Below are 20,307 nucleotides of genomic sequence, written 5' to 3' on the forward strand. Positions count from 1 at the left end.
ATTTTTCTCCTGGAGTGGCAAATGTTAGATAAAACTGACCGCGCTTTGCTGGCAATGCTGCAGCAGGATTGCACGTTGTCGCTGCAGACGTTGGCCGATACGGTGAATCTCACCACCACGCCGTGCTGGAAACGCCTGAAAAAACTGGAAGATGATGGCATTATTCGTGCGCGCGTGGCGCTGGTGGACGGCGAAAAAATCGGTCTGTCGCTCACCGCTTTTATGTTTGTTAAAACTCAGCAGCACAGCAGCGAGTGGTTTAAGCAATTTGTCGCCGTGGTGCAGCAAATGCCGGAAGTGATGGCGTTTTACCGCATGGCGGGCGAGTACGATTATTTGCTGCGCATTCAGGTCGCGGACATGAAGAGTTACGACAGCTTTTATAAGCGCCTGGTGAACGGCGTACCGGGACTGATAGATGTGACCTCCAGTTTTGCCATGGAAGAGATTAAATACACCACCGCCTTGCCGGTAGCGCCCTAACGGGCACAGAAAGAGACACGCTTGTGCAATTATTCAGCCAGTTAAGTTGGTATTTCCTGCGCGAGTGGCGGCGATATCTGGGCGCCGTCAGCTTGCTGATCGTTATTGCCTTACTGCAATTGCTGCCACCGCACGTGGTTGGCGTAATTGTCGACGGCGTCACCCAGCATAATTTAAGCGCCGGGCAGATCTTTATGTGGATCGGCGTGATGCTGGTGACGGCGGTGATCGTCTATCTGCTGCGCTACGTCTGGCGCGTGCTGCTGTTTGGCGCATCCTATCAATTAGCCGTTGAGCTACGTGAAGATTTTTATCGCCAGCTCAGCCGCCAGCATCCGGCATTTTATCTGCGCCATCGCACTGGCGATCTGATCGCCCGCGCCACCAATGATGTGGATCGCGTGGTGTTTGCCGCCGGTGAAGGCGTGCTGACGCTGGTGGATTCGCTGGTGATGGGATTGGTGGTGCTGATTGTGATGAGTACCCAAATTAGCTGGCAACTGACGTTACTGGCGCTGATCCCGATGCCAATTATGGCTTTCGCCATCCAGAAAGACGGTGCCCGCTTGCATCAACGTTTCAAAGTGGCGCAGGCGGCGTTTTCAAGCCTGAACGATCAAACCCAGGAAAGCCTGACCAGCATCCGTATGATCAAAGCATTTGGCCTCGAAGATCACCAGTCGCAGCAGTTTGCCGGCATCGCTGCTGATACCGGCAAGAAAAACCTGCATGTGGCGCGCGTGGATGCGCGATTCGATCCGATCATTTATATCGCCGTCGGCTTCTCTAACCTGCTGGCAATTGCCGGTGGCGGCTGGATGGTGTGGAACGGCAGTTTGACGCTTGGGCAGCTCACCAGCTTTGTGATGTACCTCGGCCTGATGATTTGGCCCATGCTGGCGCTGGCGTGGATGATCAACATCGTTGAGCGCGGCAGTGCGGCGTGGAGCCGTATCCGTTCATTGCTGGCGGAAGCGCCAGCGGTTGAAGATGGTCAGAAGGTGTTACCGCCTGAGCCTGGCATCCTGCAGGTTGCCATTCGAGAGTTCCGCTATCCGGCCAGCTCTGGCCCGGTGCTAAGCCATCTTAATTTCCAGTTAAAACCGGGCCAAATGCTGGGATTATGTGGGCCAACCGGCTGCGGCAAGAGCACGCTCCTAAGCTTGATTCAGCGCCACTTCGACATCGATCAGGGCGATATTCGTTACCACAATACGCCGCTGCCGCAGTTGCGGCTCGATAGCTGGCGCAGCCGGCTGGCGGTCGTCAGCCAGACGCCTTTCCTGTTCTCCGATACCATTGCCGCCAATCTGGCGCTGGGTCGCCCGAATGCGACGCAGCAAGAGCTGGAGCGTGTGGCAACCATGGCCTGCGTGCACGATGATATTCTGCGCCTGCCACAAGGTTATGAGACCGAAGTGGGCGAACGCGGCGTGATGTTATCGGGCGGACAGAAGCAGCGCATAGCGATTGCACGCGCGCTGCTGCTGAATGCCGAAATCCTGATTCTGGATGATGCGCTGTCGGCGGTTGATGGCCGCACTGAACATGACATCCTGCATAACCTGCGTCAGTGGGGCAAAGGGCGCACCTTGATTATCAGCGCGCATCGTCTTTCGGCACTTACCGAGGCCAGCGAAATTCTGGTGCTGCAGCACGGCTCCGTGACGCAGCGTGGCGATCATGACACCCTGGCGGGCAAAGAGGGTTGGTATCGCGATATGTACCGTTATCAGCAGCTGGAAGCCGCACTGGATGACGATGAAGTGGCAGAAGGAGCAAGCCGTGGCTAAATCACAACGTTTATGGCCGACGCTGAAACGACTGTTGGCGTATGGCAAACCGTGGCGTAAATCGCTGTGGCTGGCGGTCGGCATGCTGTGGATTGCGGCGGCAGCCGAAGTCACCGGACCGGTGCTGGTAAGCTACTTCATCGATAATCTGGTGGCGAAACATCAGATGCCGTGGGGCATCGTCGCGGGCCTGCTGGTGGGCTTTGTCCTGCTGCAATTGCTGGCCGCCGGTTTGCACTATTTTCAGGCGTTGCTGTTTAACCGCGCGGCGATTGGCGTGGTGCAGCAATTGCGCGTGGACGTGATGAACGCGGCGTTGCGCCAGCCGCTCAGCGCCTTCGATACGCAGCCGGTCGGCCAAATCATCTCGCGCGTCACCAACGACACCGAAGTGATCAAAGATCTCTACGTCACCGTGGTGGCCACAGTGTTGCGGGCTGCCGCGTTGATTGGCGCGATGCTGGTGGCGATGTTCTCCCTCGACTGGCGCATGGCGTTGGTAGCGATCGTGATTTTCCCGCTGGTGCTGACGGTGATGATGATTTATCAGCGCTTTAGCACGCCGATTGCGCGTCGCGTGCGCAGCTATCTGGCGGACATCAACAACGGCTTCAATGAAGTGATCAACGGCATGAGCGTGATCCAGCAGTTCCGCCAGCAGGCGCGCTTTGGTGAACGCATGGGCGAAGCCAGCCGTTCACACTATCTGGCGCGTATGGAAACGCTGCGGCTGGATGGCTTTTTGTTGCGCCCGTTGTTGAGTCTGTTTTCGGCCATGATTCTGTGCGGTTTGCTGATGCTGTTCAGCTTCGCCACGCCGGGCGTGTTTGAAGTCGGTGTGCTGTATGCCTTTATTACCTATCTTGGCCGCCTCAATGAACCGCTGATTGAACTCACCACGCAGCAGTCGATGCTGCAACAGGCGGTGGTGTCCGGCGAGCGTATCTTCGAACTGATGGATGCGGAGCAGCAAGGTTACGGCAGCGATAGTCTGCCGCTGGCCTCCGGCAGCATCTCGCTGCGGGATGTGAGCTTTGCCTATCGCGATAATCGCGATGTGCTCAGCCACATCAATCTCGAAGTGCCGGCGCGTCATTTTGTTGCGTTGGTGGGGCACACCGGCAGCGGGAAAAGCACGCTGGCGAATCTGCTGATGGGCTATTACCCGGTGACGCGCGGCAGTATCGAACTGGATGGCCGCCCGCTGCCGCAGCTGTCGCACGCCGCTTTACGTCAAAGCGTTGCGATGGTGCAACAGGATCCGGTGGTGCTGGCGGATTCGCTGCTGGCCAACGTGCGTTTGGGGCGCGATATCCCGGAAGATCAGGTGTGGCAGGCGCTAGAGACGGTGCAGCTGGCACCGCTGGCGCGCAGCATGGCGGACGGCATCCATACGCGTTTAGGCGAGCAGGGCAATAATCTGTCGGTTGGGCAGAAACAGCTGCTGGCGCTGGCGCGCGTGCTGGTGTCATTACCGCAAATCCTGATCCTCGACGAAGCCACGGCCAATATCGATTCCGGCACGGAACAGGCGATTCAGCAGGCGTTACGTGCACTACGCCAGCACAGCACGCTGGTGGTGATTGCGCATCGCCTTTCCACCATTACCGAAGCCGATCAGATTTTAGTGCTGCATCGCGGTCAGGTGGTTGAACGCGGTACGCATGCTGAGCTGCTGGCCGAGCAGGGCCGTTACTGGCAGATGTATCAGCTGCAGCAGGCCGGCGATGAACTCGCGGCGGGCATCCCCGTACAAGCCGAAGGGTGAATTGCACCTTTTTTGCACAGTTTTATCGGAATGTTCTGTATTGATGCACTTCTTTGAGGCTTGAAGCACCAAAGAAGTGCAATATTGCAACCCCTTTCCTCTTCCCCCTCCGCAAACTGCGCTGTGCTTCACATAACGAAGCGTGATGCAGCGCGCCTATGCTACTGACATTCCCCTTTTTTTATTTATGGCACAGCCTTTGCTTATATCCCTACGTGTCCGCGAAGACTCACTCAATTTCTTATCCGGAGGGGAACGTATGAAGCTGGTTACCGTGGTAATCAAACCATTTAAGCTGGAGGACGTGCGTGAAGCCTTATCCTCTATTGGCATTCAGGGACTGACCGTTACCGAGGTTAAAGGTTTTGGTCGCCAGAAAGGTCACGCAGAGCTTTATCGCGGTGCCGAGTACAGCGTTAACTTCCTGCCAAAAGTAAAAATTGATATCGCTATTGCGGACGACCAACTTGATGAAGTGGTCGATGTCATCAGCAAAGCCGCGTATACCGGCAAAATTGGCGACGGCAAGATTTTCGTCGCAGAACTGCAGCGCGTCATTCGTATTCGTACCGGCGAGACCGACGAAGCAGCACTGTAACTGGGGCTCTGAATTGTGATGGGATGGAAAGAAATGAATAAACTGATAACGAAGTTGGGCCTCACCAGCCTTGCGCTGTTACCTTCTCTGGCGATGGCGGCCGCCCCTGCAGTAGCGGATAAAGCCGATAACGCCTTTATGATGATCTGTACCGCCTTGGTACTGTTTATGTCGATTCCCGGCATTGCGCTGTTCTACGGCGGTTTGATTCGCGGCAAGAACGTGCTGTCGATGCTGACGCAGGTTGCGGTGACCTTCTCACTGGTTTGCGTGCTGTGGGTAATATACGGCTATTCACTGGCGTTCAGTGAAGGCAACGCCTTCTTCGGTAGCTTCCAGTGGGCGATGCTGAAAAATATTGAGCTGAAAGCGCTGATGGGCAGCTTCTATCAGTACATTCACATCGCGTTCCAGGCTTCCTTCGCCTGTATCACCGTCGGCCTGATTGTTGGTGCGCTGGCTGAACGTATTCGCTTCTCTGCGGTATTGATCTTCGTGGTGGTATGGCTGACGCTGGCTTATCTGCCAATCGCACACATGGTATGGGCTGGTGGCTTGCTGGCGCAAGACGGCGCGCTCGACTTCGCGGGCGGCACCGTGGTTCACATCAACGCAGCGGTTGCTGGCCTGGTAGGTGCTTATCTGGTGGGCAAACGTGCTGGTTTCGGCAAAGAAGCCTTCAAACCACACAACCTGCCGATGGTGTTCCTCGGTACCGCGATTCTGTATGTGGGCTGGTTCGGCTTCAACGCTGGTTCTGCTTCCTCAGCTAACGAAATCGCTGCGCTGGCGTTCCTGAATACCGTGGTGGCTACAGCGGGTGCGGTGCTGTCGTGGGTGTTTGGCGAGTGGGCGGTACGCGGTAAACCTTCTCTGCTTGGCGCCTGCTCGGGCTTCATCGCCGGTCTGGTGGCGATTACCCCAGCTTGTGGTTATGTGGGTGTCGGCGGCGCGCTGATTATCGGTCTGGCGGGTGGTTTAGCCGGTCTGTGGGGCGTAACAACCCTGAAGAAATGGCTGCGCGTTGATGACCCATGTGATGTGTTCGGTGTGCACGGCGTGTGTGGCATCCTTGGTTGTATCCTGACCGGCGTGTTCGCGTCCTCTTCACTGGGCGGCGTAGGCTACGCAGAAGGCGTGACCATGGGCCATCAGGTTTGGATTCAGCTGTTCAGCGTGGGTGTGACCATCGTCTGGACTGCAGTTGTAGCCTTCATCGGCTTCAAACTGGCGGATATGATTGTTGGCCTGCGTGTTCCGGAAGATCAGGAACGTGAAGGTCTGGATGTGAACAGCCACGGCGAGAACGCTTACAACCAGTAACCGCCGGGCTAAAGAAGAGCAGTGCGCTAAAATTATAAAAAAACAGAGGGGCGATTTTACCGCCCCTTTTTTTTATGCGTCGCGTTGGCGCATCACGCCTTCCTGCACCGTGGTCGCCACCAGTCGGCCATTCTGGGTATAAAACTCACCCCGCACAAAACCGCGCGCGCCCGAGGCGGAAGTGCTCACTACGCTGTACAGCAGCCATTCAGACAAGTCGAACGGACGATGGAACCACATTGAGTGATCGATGGTTGCAACCTGCATATCGGCTTCAAGGAAGCCTTTACCGTGCGGCTGCAGCGCCACCGGCAGAAAGTTGAGATCCGAGGCATAGCCCAGCAGATATTGATGGATACGACGATCGGCCGGTAACTCGCCATTAGCACGAATCCACACCTGACGCAGCGGCTCATCGACGTGGCCTTTCAGCGGGTTATGAATTTGCACCGGACGAATATCCAGCGGACGCTCGGCGAGGAATTTTTCTTTCAGCTTGAGTGGCAGATGCGCGGCCAGCTTTTTCGCCAAATCCTGTTCCGATGGCAGATTATCCGGGCCCGGCACCTGCGGCATTTCATTCTGATGCTCGAAGCCGCTTTCAGGTGCCTGGAACGAAGCCGTCATGTAGAAGATCGGCTGACCATTCTGTACCGCGCTAACGCGGCGTGCGCTGAAGCTTTTGCCGTCACGCAGCGTTTCGACATCATAAATGATGGCTTTTTGGCTATCGCCCGGACGCAGAAAGTAGCTGTGGAAGGAGTGAATGATGCGCTCTTCCGGCACCGTTTGTTTCGCGGCATACAGCGCCTGGCCGACTACCTGGCCACCAAACACCTGGCGCAAGCCCAGATCTTCGCTCTGACCACGAAACAGGCCTTCTTCCAGTTTTTCCAGATTTAATAAATTAAGCAGGTTGTGCAGTGCCTGGCTCATAGCGGATTCCTCAGCGTGACTCATCGCGTCAGTGTGAAAGATCCGACCAGTTTCCGTCAATGATTTTGCCGCGATTTCAGCGGGCTGACGGAGGGTTTAGGCGCAATGCCGATATTTGTGCCAGAATTAAGGTCATTCGGCGGCTGAAAAGCTAAGCAATGAATTTACCGCCGACAATCATAGTGTTCATAAGGAGACGACATCGATGAAACTCTGGCAAGTTATTAGCGGTATGACCCTGGCTGCGGCGATTACCGGTTGTGCGGACCACAGCAAGCCGGTAGCCACACCCACACTCGGCTCAGCGGTAGCGGGGCAGCAGGCCGCGATTGCGCAGCCTAATGTCAGTGGTTCGGTGTATATCCGCCAGCGCATTGCGCTGCCGCCGGATTCTGTGCTGACCGTTACGCTATCAGATGCATCGCTGGCCGACGCGCCTTCGAAAGTGCTGTCGCAGCGCGTGGTGCGTACGGAAGGGAAACAGTCGCCGTTCCAGTTTGTCTTGCCGTTTAACCCGGCTGACATCCAGCCGAACGCGCGCATTCTGTTGAGTGCGGCGATTTCGATTGATGGCAAGCTGGCGTTTATCACCGATACGGTGAAACCGGTGATTAATCAGGGCGGAACAAAAGCTGAACTGCTGTTGGTGCCAGTGACTAACGTCGCGATGCAAACCCAGCCGGGAGCAGCAACAACAGTGCCTTCGACTTCACCTACGCAGGTGACGCCATCTGCTTCGGTGCCGGCACCGACAAGTCTGTAATCTACCAAACGGTACAGGCCAAGCGCACAGGCCCGCTGCCGTGGAGTAAAGCGTCACACGCCATGGATGGCGTGTGCCGAGCGATCAGGGATGAGACAGCGCCTTTACGTAACGGCAGCGGGCCTGTGCGCGACATATCGCACCGCTAAATTTCCCACCGATATTTCTCTAACTCGATCTCCCCAGCGTCGCTCACTTCAATCCCTTCCGCTTCCAGCGCATCGCGCTGACGAAACAAGTCGTCACCCTGTAATGAAATGCGGCCATGGCGATTGATAACGCGAAACCAGGGTAATTTACTGCCTTCCGGCAAACGGCGTAATACGCCACCCACCTGGCGTGCCGCGCGCGGCGAACCCGCTAATTGCGCAACATCCCCGTAAGTAGTGACCTTTCCTGGCGGAATGGCCGCGATGATCTGCCAGACGCGCTCAGAGAAATTGTTTTGGTCGCTCATATGCGCACCTATTTTTATCTGGAAAGGGCAAACTTTAGCATGCAGAAGGGTAGACATCAGCGCATTGCTGTGTGCTTGTGCAAGAAACCAACGGTTGTCGGGCCTGCGCTTGCAATTGCCGGGGGCATACTTGATAATGCCTGCGCTCTCGAAATGAGGGCTTGTCAATGGGGGCCCTGTTGGTTCTCCCGCAATGCTAACTTGTGAACTCGGTCAGATCCGGAAGGAAGCAGCCGCAGCAGGCGACGCGTGTGCCGGGATGTAGCTGGCAGGGCCCCCACCAATTTGTACCCGCCTCATACTCCACAGAATTTTACGCACAGAGAAATATGGCAATCCTTTGCCGGTGATTCAATCCTTGATCAAAACGATGATGGTGCAGATCGGCTGTTAGGGGAAAAACTTAGCGGACGAACTTCCAGACAGAAACCGGTACTTTATCGTAAAGCTTATTCATGGTCAGTTCAGCCAGACGATGATCGGCTGCCGAATAGAATACCGCGAGTTCATTATCAGGTAATTCATACTTGTTTTTTTCGATAACCCGTTCGAGGGTATCGATTGAGCGACAGCGGCGCAGTCGCATCAAATAATCTGTTTTAGTTAAGGCTTGGTTGCTCATAAATAAACCGGTCTCAGTCTGGTGCTAAAAGGAATGGCTAGGTTGTTGGAGATAAGCGCACTCTTCGGCAAACAGATTAAATAAGCGTTTTGCTGAACGCTGCCACCGTTGTAGATCCTGAGTATTGATTCCATAGCTGCTGAACAGCATAAAGGTATCGTCAAGATATTCATCGATTTGCGTAATCAGGGCTTCATCTTCAACGTGCTTAATTTTGTAATTCATCGTGAAAGAAGCGATATGCTCAATCAAATCGTTGAGCTGTAAATTGCTTTCCGAAGTAGGATCATTAACCCAACCATGATGGCTGTCGGTCAATGTCGCCATACTTTCGTCGAACAGGTTCTCACACAGGTATTTAAGCTGGGCAATATCATGCCGTTTCGGTGAGTATTCGTCCATCTTTTTCCCCTCCATAGCTAGCACAGTTACCGCAGCGCGGCGAGATTAAGAAAAGCTACCAGGAAGCGATATCGAATAAAATTGAATTCAGCGACTCCTTAAATGTAATCCACAATCATTAGCTTTGCTCACCTCAATTACCAAATATTACAATTCATCGGCGGGAGAGGGGCGCTCATTGTCAATCACGTCAAACACCAGCGCGCCGGGCTTTACCTGAAACAACACTTCTTCACGACGCGTAAACGTTTCATTTAAATCCAGGCAAGGATTAAATAAATTCCAGCTGAAATCGTAAAGCATTTTAAATCGATTATTGTCGGTTGGTTGAATAGAAATAATCTGGAAGCTATCGGGAACTAATTGCGCGTTTTGAGAATACCACTGTAAATCACCGGCTAATGCCTCGGCTATTTTGAGAATATTCCCCTGGATAATTCTAACCAACTTTTCGCAATCGTCCTCATCCACAGCAATATCACAATGAATAATAGACGGCATTTTGTATCCAGTAAAAGAATGATGTTTCTATCATTGAGCTTATTGAGTGACATTGCAAGTCGCTAATAAACAGAAAGAGTAATCGTTGTGATGGGTTTCATAACACAATCATGGCGAAACGGCGAATTAGCGCGGCTATCTTTATGATCGATCAACTTTTGAAACACTTTTGCCTGGGCGCAATTGAGGATGAGTCGGGTATGATAATTGTTATGTTATAACATTATTGGTTGTTGAGTATGAATCACAGCGGTTTACTTCTTTCCCTTGGCGGCCGTTTGCTGGTTGCGCTGATGCTGATTGCCTTGCTAGCGCTGGCCTTAGATTGGGGCATGCAGAAATGATGCATTTCAACCGCTTACAAGCCGGTTATCAAGGCCGTGCGGTGACGCCGGTCGTTAACGGTGAGCTGGCAACAGGCAGCATGACGGCGCTGATTGGCGCTAACGGCACCGGCAAATCGACATTATTAAAAACCATTGCCGGCTTACTACCGCCAATTTCCGGCAACTGCGAATTGCACATCCCACGCAAAGCGCTGGGCTGGTTACCGCAACGCAGTGAACTTGAAACCCGCTTTCCTCTTACTGCCTATGAACTGGTGGCGATGGGCTGCTGGCCACGCTGCGGCTGGTTTGGTGGTATCAATCGCGCCTTGCGCCTGGAAATCGATGCCGCGCTGGATGCGGTACAAATGCGTGAGTTCGCCGATGCGCAGCCATCGACGTTATCTGGCGGGCAACTGCAGCGCGTGCTGTTCGCTCGCTTAATGCTGCAGCGCAGCCAGCTGTGGCTGCTGGATGAACCCTTCAACGGCATTGATAGCCAAACCGTCACCTTGCTGATGTCGATCCTCGAACAGCAGCAGCAGGCGGGCACCACGTTATTAGTCGTGCTACACGATCGTCCGCTGGTGGCGCGCTATTTTCAGGATGTGTTATCGCTCGATGACGCTGATTCCGCACAAACGCCAACGTTGCGTAGGGTGGCGTCGTGACATTACTCCAACCCTTTATCGAATTTGGTTTTATGCGCCGTGCGCTGGTGGCCTGCGTTGCATTAGCGATCAGCGCCACGCCGCTGGGCGTTTTCCTTTCCCTGCGCCGCATGAGTTTGGTCGGCGATGCCTTATCACATGCTGTGTTACCCGGCGCGGCGATTGGTTATCTGGTATCGGGATTATCGCTGGTGGCGATGGGTATCGGCGGCCTGATTGCCGGGTTGGCGGTGGCGCTGCTCTCGGGAGCGGTCAGCCGTTATACGCATCTCAAAGAGGATGCCAGTTTTTCCGGCTTTTACCTCGGCTCTCTCGCACTCGGCGTCACGCTGGTGTCGCTGCGCGGCTCCAGCGTCGATCTTCTGCACGTGTTATTTGGATCGCTGCTGGCGGTGGATAACGCGGCGATTCTGCTGGTCGGCGGCATTGCGGCTACGACCTTGCTGCTGCTGGCGGTGATCTTCCGTCCGCTGGTGATCGATGCCTTCGATCCCGATTTCCTGCGCGCTCAGGGCAAATGGAGCGCACCGCTGGTGCACGGTCTGTTTCTGATGCTGGTGGTGCTCAATCTGGTGGCGGGTTTTCAGGTGCTGGGCACGCTGATGTCGGTGGGATTGATGATGTTGCCGGCCACCAGCGCACGCTTCTGGAGCCGCCATCTGGCTTACATGCTCGGCATCGCCATGCTGCTGGCGATCGTCTCAGCATTTATCGGCCTGATTCTTTCGTGGCATTTCTCGCTGCCGGCTGGACCGGCGGTGGTGCTCAGTGCTGCGGTGCTGTTTCTGCTTTCTGTTTTGACAGGACCATGTGGCGGCCTGTTGCGCCGTCGATAACCAAACCAATAAGGGGATAGGAATGAAAAAGTTACCGCTGAGTCTGGCGATTGGCGCCATGCTGGCAAGCCCGCTGTCGCTGGCGAAAAGCGTTGATGTTGTGGCGAGCTTTACCGTGCTGGAGGATATCGTTAAACAGGTTGGTGGCGATCACGTTAACGTGAAATCGCTGGTCGGGCCGAATGGCGATCCGCACACCTTCGAACCGACGCCGCAGGATAGCCAGGCGCTGTCGAAGGCGGATGTGGTATTCGTGAGCGGTTTGGGCATGGAAGGCTGGATGGATCGCCTGATCGGCGCGTCAGGCTATAAAGGCACCATCGTAGTGGCATCGAACGGTGTCAACACGCGCAAGATGGAAGAGGACGGTAAAAGCGTCACCGATCCGCACGCGTGGAACAGCATGCAAAACGGTGTGATCTACGCCACTAATGTGATGAATGCGCTGATCAAAGCCGATCCAGAAGATGCGGCGGATATTCGTAAAAGCGGTGAAAGTTACATTCAGCAGCTGCAGAAGCTGGATAGCTGGGCGAAAAATGCCTTTGCCGAAGTGCCGAAGAGCAAGCGTAAAGTGCTGACCAGCCATGATGCCTTTGGCTACTTTGGCCAACGTTATGGCGTCAGTTTCCTGGCGCCGGTGGGCTTCTCTACCGAAGCGGAAGCCAGCGCCAGCGACGTGGCCTCGATCATCCAACAACTGAAGGCCGAGCACATCAAAACCTACTTCATGGAGAATCAAACCGATCCGCGACTGGTAAAACAGATTGCCAGCGAAACCGGCGCGCAGCCGGGCGGGGAACTTTATCCTGAGGCGCTGTCGGAAGCGAATGGCCCAGCAGCGACCTATGTCGCCGCGTTCAAACACAATGTTGACGCCATTTTGCATAGCATGAAGTAAAAAAAAGGCCGGGGAGCATCCCGGCCAACTATCACGACACTTTCCTACCTTTTTTTCTTTCTTCCCTGAACCGCCTTAAAGCGCGGGTTAGTTTTGCAAATCACATAGATGCGACCTTTACGACGCACGACTTTGCAATCCTTATGGCGCGTCTTTGCAGAGCGCAATGAACTCAATACCTGCATCTGTTCTCTCCAGCGTTACTTGTTGCGCGACAGGAAGCTGCCGAAACGCTGGTTGAAGCGCGCGGTGCTGCCTTCTTTAGCAAAGTCTTTCTGCTTGCCGGTGTAGAACACGTGGGATTTTGACGAGACATCCAGCGTGACATATGGCAGCACTTCACCTTCATACTCAATGGTGCGCTCGGTTTTGATGGTGGAGCCGACTTTAAAGTATTCGTTGGCCGAGGTGTCGTGGAACACCACTGGGCGATAAAGAGGATGGATATTCGGTTTCATAGTAACCTCGCTATGTAATGTTATACTATAACAATAGTATGAGCCCGAACATGGCTGATTGCAACCGTGAAAAACGCAGGGATTTTGGTGGGGCAGGGGAACAGCAATAAAAAAGGCCGCATCAGCGGCCTTTTAGGGAAGAGTAAAACTTAGTGTTTGTGCTCAACCGGATGACCGTGTTCCAGGTCACCTTTGTTCTTACTGAAGCGGCGACGTACCACCACGAAGAACACCGGAACGAAGAAGATAGCCAGCGCGGTCGCTGTTACCATCCCGCCCATTACGCCGGTACCTACCGCATTTTGTGCGCCAGAACCCGCACCGGTGCTGATCGCCAGCGGCATTACGCCGAGGATAAAGGCGAGTGAGGTCATCAGAATCGGACGCAGACGCATACGGGATGCTTCCAGCGTGGATTCCACCAACCCTTTACCTTCCTTCTCCATCAAATCCTTGGCGAATTCGACAATCAGGATGGCGTTCTTCGCCGACAATCCTATGGTAGTCAACAAGCCCACCACAAAGTAGACGTCGTTACTTAAGCCGCGCAGCGTGGTGAAGATCAGTGCGCCGACAACACCCAGCGGTACCACCAACATGACCGAGAACGGAATCGACCAGCTCTCATACAGCGCGGCCAGACACAGGAACACCACAATCAGTGAGATAGCATACAGCGCCGGAGCCTGGTTACCTGACAAGCGTTCCTGATAGGACATGCCGGTCCAGTCGTAACCAATACCCGCCGGCAGTTTTCCTGCCAACTCTTCCATCAGGTTCATGGCATCACCGGAGCTCTTGCCTGGCGCAGCCTGGCCCAGAATCTCCATCGATGGCAAGCCGTTGTAACGTTCCAGACGCGGTGAACCGTACTGCCACTTCGCCGAAGAGAAGGCGGAGAACGGTACCATGGTGCCGCCGCTGTTACGCACGTACCATTTACTGATATCGTCCGGCAACATACGTGAATCGGCCTTGCCCATAACGTACACCTTCTTCACGCGACCGCGGTCGATGAAGTCGTTGACGTAAGAACCGCCCCATGCTGAAGCCAGCGTGGTATTGATGTCAGACAGCGACACACCCAGCGCCTGCGCTTTCTCCTGATCGATGATCAGTTTGTACTGCGGCGTATCTTCCATGCCGTTTGGACGCACACCTACCAGCGTATCCGAATGCTGGGCGATCATGCCAAACAGCTGGTTACGCGCGGCGGTCAGCTTCTCGTGACCCAGGTTACCCTGATCGGTCAGCATGAAGTCGAAGCCGGTGGCGTTACCCAGTTCGATAATTGCTGGCAGGTTGAACGGGAACACCATCGCATCTTTGATTTGACCGAGCGCCTGCATGGCACGACCGGCAATCGCAGGCACTTTCAGGTTGGCATCGCCACGCTCATCCCACGGCTTGAGGCTGACGAACGCAATACCGGTGTTCTGTCCACGACCGGCGAAGCCGAAGCCGTTAACGGTAAACACGGAGTTAACGCTGTCTTTCTCTTTGGTCAGGAAGTAATCCGTCACCTGATCCAATACTTTCTGGGTACGTTCCTGGGTAGCACCGGCTGGCAATTGCGCCTGCGCCAGTAACAAACCCTGATCCTCTTCCGGCAGGAATGAGGTAGGCAGTTTCAGGAACAGGTACGCCATGCCGACCACGATCACCAGATAAATCAGCAGGTAACGGCCGGTGCTGCGAATGATATGACCGACACTATCAACGTAGTGGTTGGTGCTCTTATCAAACAGGCGGTTAAACCAGCCGAAGAAACCGGTGGTTTTGCCGTGAGCGCCTTTCTCCACCGGCTTCAGCATGGTGGCACAAAGCGCAGGCGTCAGGATCAACGCCACCAGCACCGACAGCGCCATCGCCGAAACAATGGTGATGGAGAACTGGCGATAAATGACGCCGGTTGAACCACCGAAGAACGCCATTGGAATAAATACCGCTGACAGCACCAAGGCAATACCGACCAATGCGCCCTGAATCTGCTCCATCGAACGTTTGGTCGCTTCTTTCGGCGGTAAGCCTTCTTCCGCCATTACACGTTCGACGTTCTCTACCACCACGATGGCGTCATCCACCAGCAGGCCGATGGCGAGCACCATCCCGAACATCGTCAGGGTGTTTATCGAGTAGCCAAAGGCACTGATGATCGCAAAGGTTCCGAGCAACACAACAGGAACGGCGATGGTTGGAATCAGCGTCGCACGGAAGTTTTGCAGGAACAGATACATCACCAGGAACACCAGCACGATTGCTTCGAACAGCGTTTTCACCACTTCGAAAATCGAAATTTTCACGAACGGTGTGGTGTCGTACGGATAAACCGTTTTCATGCCTGCCGGGAAGAACGGCTCCAGTTTCGCCAGTTCAGCTTTCACCGCATCGGCGGTGTCCAGTGCATTAGCGCCAGTGGCCAGTTTGATACCGATACCGGAAGCCGGTTTGCCGTTATAACGCGCGATGATCTCGTAGTTTTCACCACCGAGTTCAATCTTCGCCACGTCACGCAGACGTACCTGCGAACCATCCTGATTCACCTTCAGCAGAATATTGCCGAACTCATCTGTCGATGTCAGACGGGTTTGCGCAATGATCGAGGCATTCAGCTGTTGGCCCGGTATAGGTGGCGTACCGCCCAACTGACCCGCGGCGATCTGGGTGTTCTGGACTTTCAGCGCGTTGATCACATCCACTGGTGTCAGTGAATAGTTGTTCAGCTTGTGTGGGTCCAGCCAGATGCGCATCGCATACTGCGCACCAAACACCTGGGTATCACCGACACCCGGCATACGACTGACCGGATCTTTGATGTTTGAAGCAACATAGTCAGAAATATCATTCTGCGTCATGGTGCCGTCATCACTGACAAAACCCGCTACCATCAGGAAGCTGCTAGAGGATTTCTTAACCTGAATCCCCTGTTGCTGTACTTCCTGTGGCAGTAACGGCGTGGCCAGCTGCAGTTTGTTCTGCACCTGAACCTGCGCGATATCGGCATCAGTACCGGATTGGAAGGTCAGCGTCAGCGTCAATGTACCCGACGAGTCACTGCTCGAGGACATATACATCAGTCCATCGATACCGTTCATGTTTTGCTCGATGACCTGCGTCACCGAATCTTGCAGCGTTTTCGCATCAGCACCCGGATAGGTGGCCTGGATTTCAACCGCCGGCGGTGCAACATTGGGATATTGCTCAATCGGCAGGCTGATAATCGATAGCACACCGGCCAACATGATGATGATGGCGAGCACCCACGCAAAAATGGGGCGATCAATAAAGAACTTAGCCATGTATCAGTGGCTCCTGTTATGACGATGATTTAGCAGACGGTGATTCTGGTGCAGCTTTGGCATCATCGGAGACTTCTTTTGGCGTCACCTGCGCACCCGGTTTGGCACGCTGGATACCGGTGGTGATCACCCGATCGCCTTCTTTTAGACCTTCCGTCACCAGCCATTTGTCGCCAAATGCCTGATTAGCGGTGATGTTACGGGATTCCACTTTATTATCTGCGCCAACCACCATTGCGGTTGCCTGACCGGTTGGGGTGCGTGTTACGCCCTGTTGCGGCACCAGCAGTGCGGTGGGATTGGTGCCCTCATCCAGACGCGCACGAACAAACATGCCTGGCAGCAGGCGATTGTCCGGGTTCGGGAAGATGGCGCGCAGCGTGATCGAGCCGGTGGTTTCATCCACGCTCACATCAGAGAATTCCAATGTGCCTGTCTGCGGGTATGCGTTACCGTTTTGCATCAGCAGGGTGACGTTGGCCTTACCGTCGTTCTGTTTCAGCTGACCGGATTCCAGCTCTGCGCGCAGACGCAGGAAATCATCACTGGATTGGGTCACATCGACATACATAGGATCGAGCTGTTGCACGGTCGCCAGGGCAGTGGTTTGCCCGTTGGAAACCAGCGCACCTTCGGTTACCGACGATTTACCAATACGGCCGCTGATGGGTGACGTCACTTTGGTATACGCCAGATTGATGCGCGCAGTTTCGACGTTGGCACGCGCAGCCTGGGCGGCTGCAGCAGTCTGAGCTGCGGTGCCTGCGGCGGTGTCATAGTCCTGCTGACTGATGTACTTGGTACCCAGCAGCGGCTTATAGCGAGTAATGGTTAACTGCGCAACACGCGCATTGGCTTCAGCCTGGGCGAGATCCGCTTTAGCGCTGTCGTAGGCCGCCTGATAGGTGGCGGGATCAATCTGATACAGCGACTGACCGGCTTTTACATCACTACCTTCAACAAAATTACGCTTGAGGATAATTCCTGACACCTGAGGGCGCACTTCCGCAACGCGGAAAGCCGAGGTACGGCCCGGCAGCTCGGTGGTAATTTTCAAGGGTTCGTTTTTTAACGTTACAACACCCACTTCTGGGGGCTGCTGCTGGGCGGCTTGCTGGGATTTATTATCATCACATCCTGTTAACACAAAGCTGCCTGATAGCATCAGGACGGCCGCCAGAGGCGCTAATCCTCTGTTTTTATTCATAAATAAACCTCTAGTGTCCGATATCAAATGATCAATGGATCACAAACCGATAAACCCATTGCTGCGTTAAAACACGGGTCATGCTATGGTACATACATTCACAAATGTATGTAAACTTACAAGTTTGTAAAAAAAGCCCAGCATGGCACGAAAAACCAAAGCGCAAGCTCTTGAAACACGGCATCAAATTCTTGACGCCGCATTAGCACACTTTTCCGAACATGGTGTGGCCGCCACGTCTCTGGCGGATATCGCAACAGCGGCCGGCGTCACGCGCGGGGCTATCTACTGGCATTTCAAAAATAAAGCCGATCTCTTACAGGAAATCTGGCTGCGTTGTGACGCTGGGCTGGACGATGTGGAACTTGAGTATCAGACAAAATACCCGGGCGATCCACTTTCTGTTGTTCGTTCTATGTTGATCTATATCCTTGACGCCACAGCAAAGGATCCGCAAAGACGCGCATTAATGGAGATTATCTTTCACAAATGTGAGTTTGTTGGCGAAATGTCGACGTTACAGGATATGCAGCAGAGCTTACTGCAAGCGTGTTACGATCGAATTGAAACTGTACTACGTCTTTGTATTGATGCCAGCCAATTGCCTGCGAACCTGAATACGCGTCAGGCGGCGCTACTGATGCGCGGCTATATCAATGGCATGATGGAAAGCTGGCTGTTCAACCCGCAAAGTTTTGATTTAGCAGCCGATGCGCCTCAGCTGGTGGATGCGTTTCTTGATATGTTGCGCCTGAGTCCAACGCTGCTTAGTCGGCCTTGATTTCCGCCGCTTGTTTCTGCTCATAATCTCGCTGAACAATCGCCAACGCAGCCAGCACGGTGGCGGTAGGGACATTATTCTCTTCAAGCAGTTGAATCAGATCGACGGCAAGTTTGATTTCGTCGGGTGCGCTGTCCAGTGACATTTTTTCTCCTAAATACGTAATTTCGCCGCGACCAGCAGCATTAACAGTGCGCCCAGCAGTGCGCTAGCGAAACCGGCTGGATGCAGGGCGGCCAGATCGCCGGTGGTGAAGTAGGTGGCGATATAGCCGCCAATCAGCGCGCCAATCACCGCCAGCACCAACGTCGGCACAAATCCTCCCGGACGACCGGGAAAACTCACCCGTTTGAGCCAACCTGCCGCTAAACCGATCACAATCCATAATACCAGCGTCATGATTTTACTCCTTTTTCTCACCGCAATGAGTATAGAGGAAAAAGCGCCGCGTTCAGCGCGGCATAGGCGGCAACTCCAGTTTGTAGATAGCGGCGCGGCAGCGTGCCAAACGTTCTTGCAGCTGATCGACTTCACGAATCAACTGCTGCTGAACGCTCAGCGTTTCAGCGCGCGCCAGATGCTGCTCGCGCTGCGCAATCATCGCCAGTAAGCGTTTTTCGTAGCCTTGATACTCTTCACGCTTGGCCTGGCGTGCATCGACACGTGGCCGCTCGCGCTTGACGCGCAGCTGCTGGCTCTGGCATTCGCGCTGCAAGGCGGCAATTTGATCCAGCACTTTCTCCGCCAGCCATTGACGGCGCGCCACATCAGTGTCAGCAGCGGTTAACTGCGTCACATTGCCCTCCAGTTCGCGCAGATAATCCGCCAGACGCGTGCCGCTGGTGCGAAACAGGTGAGAATCAAAACGGGGCTGACGACAGGCACCATCCGGCTGCTGCGCAATCTGCTGGCGCAGTAACTCTAACATGGCATGGAGACGTTGCTGGGCGGGCGGTTGGGGCATCACTCTGTTTCCGACTGTGTTAACGTAACGCTGTTTTTGACTTATTCAGGCATCAGGCATGCAGCGCATTTTACTACTGAGCCTTGGCTGGCTGGCGATTGTGCTAGGTACGCTGGGCATTGTATTACCTTTATTACCAACGACGCCATTTGTGTTGCTGGCGGCCTGGTGTTTTGCCCGCTCGTCGCCGCGTTTCCATCATTGGTTGCTGTGGAAGTCGCCGTTTGGTCGCTTTATTCGCCACTGGCAGCAGCATCGTGCCATGCCGCCCGGCGCCAAAGGGCGCGCCATGTTGCTGATTGTGATTACCTTTTCGGTGTCCCTTTATTTAGTAAACCTGCTGTGGGTGCGCATCCTGTTAGGCGCGATGCTGTGCCTGCTGCTGCTTTTTATGTGGCGCATTCCGGTTGTAACCGAGGATGCCAACCCGCCACAACAGTAGCGTGAGGGTTGCATTTAGCCGGGTATTTGAATAGATTTGGGCATCTTCGTGCGTGGCTTCCCTTATAAACGACTTCGCTTAACCCGGTTTCCGGGGTTTGGCGCTAGAGAAGCTGCGCGTATTAGATATTTTCTCCAGGCGTAACATTTATGACCGCAACTGCGCAGCAGCTTGAACTCATCAAAAACAGCATTAAAAGCATTCCTGACTATCCGAAGCCGGGCATTCTGTTCCGTGACGTGACCAGTCTGATGGAAGATCCGCAGGCGTATGCCGCGTCGATCGCCATTCTGGTGGAGCGTTATCGTAACAAAGGCATCACCAAGGTGGTGGGAACGGAAGCGCGTGGCTTCCTGTTTGGCGCACCGGTGGCGCTGGGTTTGGGCGTGGGTTTTGTGCCGGTGCGTAAGCCGGGCAAACTGCCGCGTGACACCTTCAGCGAAAGCTACGAGCTGGAGTACGGCACCGATGCGCTGGAACTGCACAAAGATGCCATTAAACCAGGCGATGTGGTGCTGGTGGTGGACGATCTGCTGGCGACTGGCGGCACGCTGGAAGCAACGGTGAAGCTGATCCGCCGCGCCGGTGGAGAAGTGAAAGACGCCGCATTCGTGATTAATCTGTTTGACCTGACCGGTGAAGCCCGCCTGACTGCTATGGGCGTCGAGTGCTTCAGCCTGGTGAATTTCCCCGGCCACTAAGGCCTGCGCGCTCCGCTGCACGGCGGGGCGCCACCTCTGCAAAGTTAGTGGTTGCTGATCCGCTGGTGGCTGTTA

The 20,307-nt window shown here is 54.5% G+C and carries 24 protein-coding genes and 1 other RNA gene; 13 read left to right on the forward strand and 12 right to left on the reverse strand.

Annotated features, from left to right (window positions below):
- Positions 1-21: 21 nt before the first annotated feature.
- From PO881_RS04850 to amtB, 5 genes are all read left to right on the forward strand, one after another.
- Positions 22-483, forward strand: a complete 462-nt coding sequence (locus tag PO881_RS04850; RefSeq protein ID WP_280172530.1) for an Lrp/AsnC family transcriptional regulator — start codon at positions 22-24, stop codon at positions 481-483.
- Positions 484-506: 23 nt separating this feature from the next.
- A complete protein-coding gene (locus PO881_RS04855; protein ID WP_280172531.1) occupies positions 507-2,276 on the forward strand; it encodes a SmdA family multidrug ABC transporter permease/ATP-binding protein in 1,770 nt (589 codons plus the stop codon).
- The gene (locus tag PO881_RS04860; RefSeq protein ID WP_192414041.1) at positions 2,269-4,044 is read left to right on the forward strand and encodes a SmdB family multidrug efflux ABC transporter permease/ATP-binding protein; all 1,776 of its coding nucleotides are present in this window, start codon (positions 2,269-2,271) and stop codon (positions 4,042-4,044) included. The genes PO881_RS04855 and PO881_RS04860 overlap by 8 nt, the downstream gene beginning before the upstream one ends.
- Before the next feature lie 259 nt (positions 4,045-4,303).
- Entirely contained in the window at positions 4,304-4,642 is a 339-nt protein-coding gene (glnK, locus tag PO881_RS04865) for a P-II family nitrogen regulator (protein ID WP_007886947.1), read from the forward strand.
- 33 nt (positions 4,643-4,675) lie between these two features.
- Positions 4,676-5,965: an ammonium transporter AmtB gene (gene amtB, locus PO881_RS04870; protein ID WP_101762414.1), complete on the forward strand. Its 1,290-nt coding sequence runs from the start codon at positions 4,676-4,678 to the stop codon at positions 5,963-5,965.
- A 72-nt stretch (positions 5,966-6,037) separates the two neighbouring features.
- On the opposite strand, the gene tesB is transcribed toward amtB, so the two are convergent.
- Positions 6,038-6,901: an acyl-CoA thioesterase II gene (gene tesB, locus PO881_RS04875; protein ID WP_192236701.1), complete on the reverse strand. Its 864-nt coding sequence runs from the start codon at positions 6,899-6,901 to the stop codon at positions 6,038-6,040.
- Between the two features lie 205 nt (positions 6,902-7,106).
- On the opposite strand from tesB, the gene PO881_RS04880 reads away from it, so the two are divergent.
- Positions 7,107-7,664 (forward strand): YbaY family lipoprotein, encoded by a 558-nt coding sequence (locus PO881_RS04880; RefSeq protein WP_110867736.1) that lies wholly within the window; start codon positions 7,107-7,109, stop codon positions 7,662-7,664.
- Between the two features lie 145 nt (positions 7,665-7,809).
- On the opposite strand, the gene PO881_RS04885 is transcribed toward PO881_RS04880, so the two are convergent.
- Complete coding sequence (locus tag PO881_RS04885; RefSeq protein ID WP_008103902.1) at positions 7,810-8,121, reverse strand: MGMT family protein; 312 nt, start codon at positions 8,119-8,121, stop codon at positions 7,810-7,812.
- A gap of 177 nt (positions 8,122-8,298) precedes the next feature.
- Here PO881_RS04885 and ffs point away from each other — a divergent pair.
- An RNA gene (gene ffs / locus PO881_RS04890) (signal recognition particle sRNA small type) lies at positions 8,299-8,395 on the forward strand.
- A 129-nt stretch (positions 8,396-8,524) separates the two neighbouring features.
- Here the strand turns inward: ffs and PO881_RS04895 are convergent.
- The 3 genes from PO881_RS04895 to PO881_RS04905 form a co-directional block, all read right to left on the reverse strand.
- Positions 8,525-8,743, reverse strand: coding sequence for an HHA domain-containing protein (locus PO881_RS04895; protein WP_007886938.1), 219 nt, complete (start codon positions 8,741-8,743; stop codon positions 8,525-8,527).
- A 24-nt stretch (positions 8,744-8,767) separates the two neighbouring features.
- Positions 8,768-9,145, reverse strand: a complete 378-nt coding sequence (gene tomB / locus PO881_RS04900; protein WP_007886936.1) for an Hha toxicity modulator TomB — start codon at positions 9,143-9,145, stop codon at positions 8,768-8,770.
- Between the two features lie 147 nt (positions 9,146-9,292).
- Positions 9,293-9,646: a hypothetical protein gene (locus tag PO881_RS04905; RefSeq protein WP_101762410.1), complete on the reverse strand. Its 354-nt coding sequence runs from the start codon at positions 9,644-9,646 to the stop codon at positions 9,293-9,295.
- Between the two features lie 340 nt (positions 9,647-9,986).
- Here PO881_RS04905 and PO881_RS04910 point away from each other — a divergent pair, with 340 nt between their 5' ends.
- Genes PO881_RS04910 through PO881_RS04920 form a run of 3 tightly spaced genes read left to right on the forward strand, consistent with a single transcriptional unit; the run spans position 9,987 to position 12,380 of the window.
- Positions 9,987-10,643, forward strand: a complete 657-nt coding sequence (locus PO881_RS04910; RefSeq protein ID WP_280172532.1) for an ABC transporter ATP-binding protein — start codon at positions 9,987-9,989, stop codon at positions 10,641-10,643.
- Positions 10,640-11,479 (forward strand): metal ABC transporter permease, encoded by an 840-nt coding sequence (locus PO881_RS04915; protein ID WP_101762408.1) that lies wholly within the window; start codon positions 10,640-10,642, stop codon positions 11,477-11,479. Before PO881_RS04910 ends, PO881_RS04915 begins: the two co-directional genes overlap by 4 nt.
- 22 nt (positions 11,480-11,501) lie before the next feature.
- Complete coding sequence (locus tag PO881_RS04920) at positions 11,502-12,380, forward strand: metal ABC transporter substrate-binding protein (RefSeq protein ID WP_280172533.1); 879 nt, start codon at positions 11,502-11,504, stop codon at positions 12,378-12,380.
- A 44-nt stretch (positions 12,381-12,424) separates the two neighbouring features.
- Here the strand turns inward: PO881_RS04920 and ykgO are convergent, their stop codons facing one another.
- The 4 genes from ykgO to PO881_RS04940 all read right to left on the reverse strand — a co-directional run bounded on the left by ykgO (position 12,425) and on the right by PO881_RS04940 (position 17,344).
- Positions 12,425-12,565, reverse strand: a complete 141-nt coding sequence (ykgO, locus tag PO881_RS04925; RefSeq protein WP_008103894.1) for a type B 50S ribosomal protein L36 — start codon at positions 12,563-12,565, stop codon at positions 12,425-12,427.
- A gap of 15 nt (positions 12,566-12,580) precedes the next feature.
- Positions 12,581-12,838, reverse strand: coding sequence for a type B 50S ribosomal protein L31 (locus PO881_RS04930; RefSeq protein ID WP_101762406.1), 258 nt, complete (start codon positions 12,836-12,838; stop codon positions 12,581-12,583).
- A gap of 149 nt (positions 12,839-12,987) precedes the next feature.
- Positions 12,988-16,137 (reverse strand): efflux RND transporter permease subunit, encoded by a 3,150-nt coding sequence (locus tag PO881_RS04935; RefSeq protein ID WP_280172534.1) that lies wholly within the window; start codon positions 16,135-16,137, stop codon positions 12,988-12,990.
- A gap of 16 nt (positions 16,138-16,153) precedes the next feature.
- Complete coding sequence (locus PO881_RS04940) at positions 16,154-17,344, reverse strand: efflux RND transporter periplasmic adaptor subunit (RefSeq protein ID WP_101762404.1); 1,191 nt, start codon at positions 17,342-17,344, stop codon at positions 16,154-16,156.
- A gap of 142 nt (positions 17,345-17,486) precedes the next feature.
- On the opposite strand from PO881_RS04940, the gene acrR reads away from it, so the two are divergent.
- Positions 17,487-18,125 carry a multidrug efflux transporter transcriptional repressor AcrR gene (gene acrR / locus PO881_RS04945; protein WP_110867732.1) on the forward strand — a complete coding sequence of 213 codons (639 nt, stop codon included), beginning with the start codon at positions 17,487-17,489 and terminating at the stop codon, positions 18,123-18,125.
- On the opposite strand, the gene rsmS is transcribed toward acrR, so the two are convergent.
- From rsmS to PO881_RS04960, 3 genes are read right to left on the reverse strand one after another with little or no spacing between them, the layout of a single operon-like run.
- The gene (gene rsmS, locus PO881_RS04950; protein WP_192414050.1) at positions 18,112-18,270 is read right to left on the reverse strand and encodes a pleiotropic regulatory protein RsmS; all 159 of its coding nucleotides are present in this window, start codon (positions 18,268-18,270) and stop codon (positions 18,112-18,114) included. The genes acrR and rsmS overlap by 14 nt on opposite strands.
- An 8-nt stretch (positions 18,271-18,278) precedes the next feature.
- A complete protein-coding gene (locus tag PO881_RS04955) occupies positions 18,279-18,524 on the reverse strand; it encodes a hypothetical protein (RefSeq protein ID WP_280172535.1) in 246 nt (81 codons plus the stop codon).
- 52 nt (positions 18,525-18,576) lie between these two features.
- Positions 18,577-19,089, reverse strand: a complete 513-nt coding sequence (locus PO881_RS04960) for a primosomal replication protein (protein ID WP_101762400.1) — start codon at positions 19,087-19,089, stop codon at positions 18,577-18,579.
- 58 nt (positions 19,090-19,147) lie between these two features.
- Here PO881_RS04960 and PO881_RS04965 point away from each other — a divergent pair, with 58 nt between their 5' ends.
- Both PO881_RS04965 and apt read left to right on the forward strand, forming a co-directional pair.
- Positions 19,148-19,531: a DUF454 family protein gene (locus PO881_RS04965; RefSeq protein ID WP_101762399.1), complete on the forward strand. Its 384-nt coding sequence runs from the start codon at positions 19,148-19,150 to the stop codon at positions 19,529-19,531.
- Positions 19,532-19,680: 149 nt separating this feature from the next.
- Positions 19,681-20,232, forward strand: a complete 552-nt coding sequence (gene apt, locus PO881_RS04970) for an adenine phosphoribosyltransferase (protein ID WP_101762398.1) — start codon at positions 19,681-19,683, stop codon at positions 20,230-20,232.
- Positions 20,233-20,307: the final 75 nt, after the last annotated feature.

The sequence above is a fragment of the Pantoea sp. SS70 genome, assembly GCF_029866845.1.
In the GTDB taxonomy this organism is placed as follows: domain Bacteria; phylum Pseudomonadota; class Gammaproteobacteria; order Enterobacterales; family Enterobacteriaceae; genus Pantoea; species Pantoea leporis.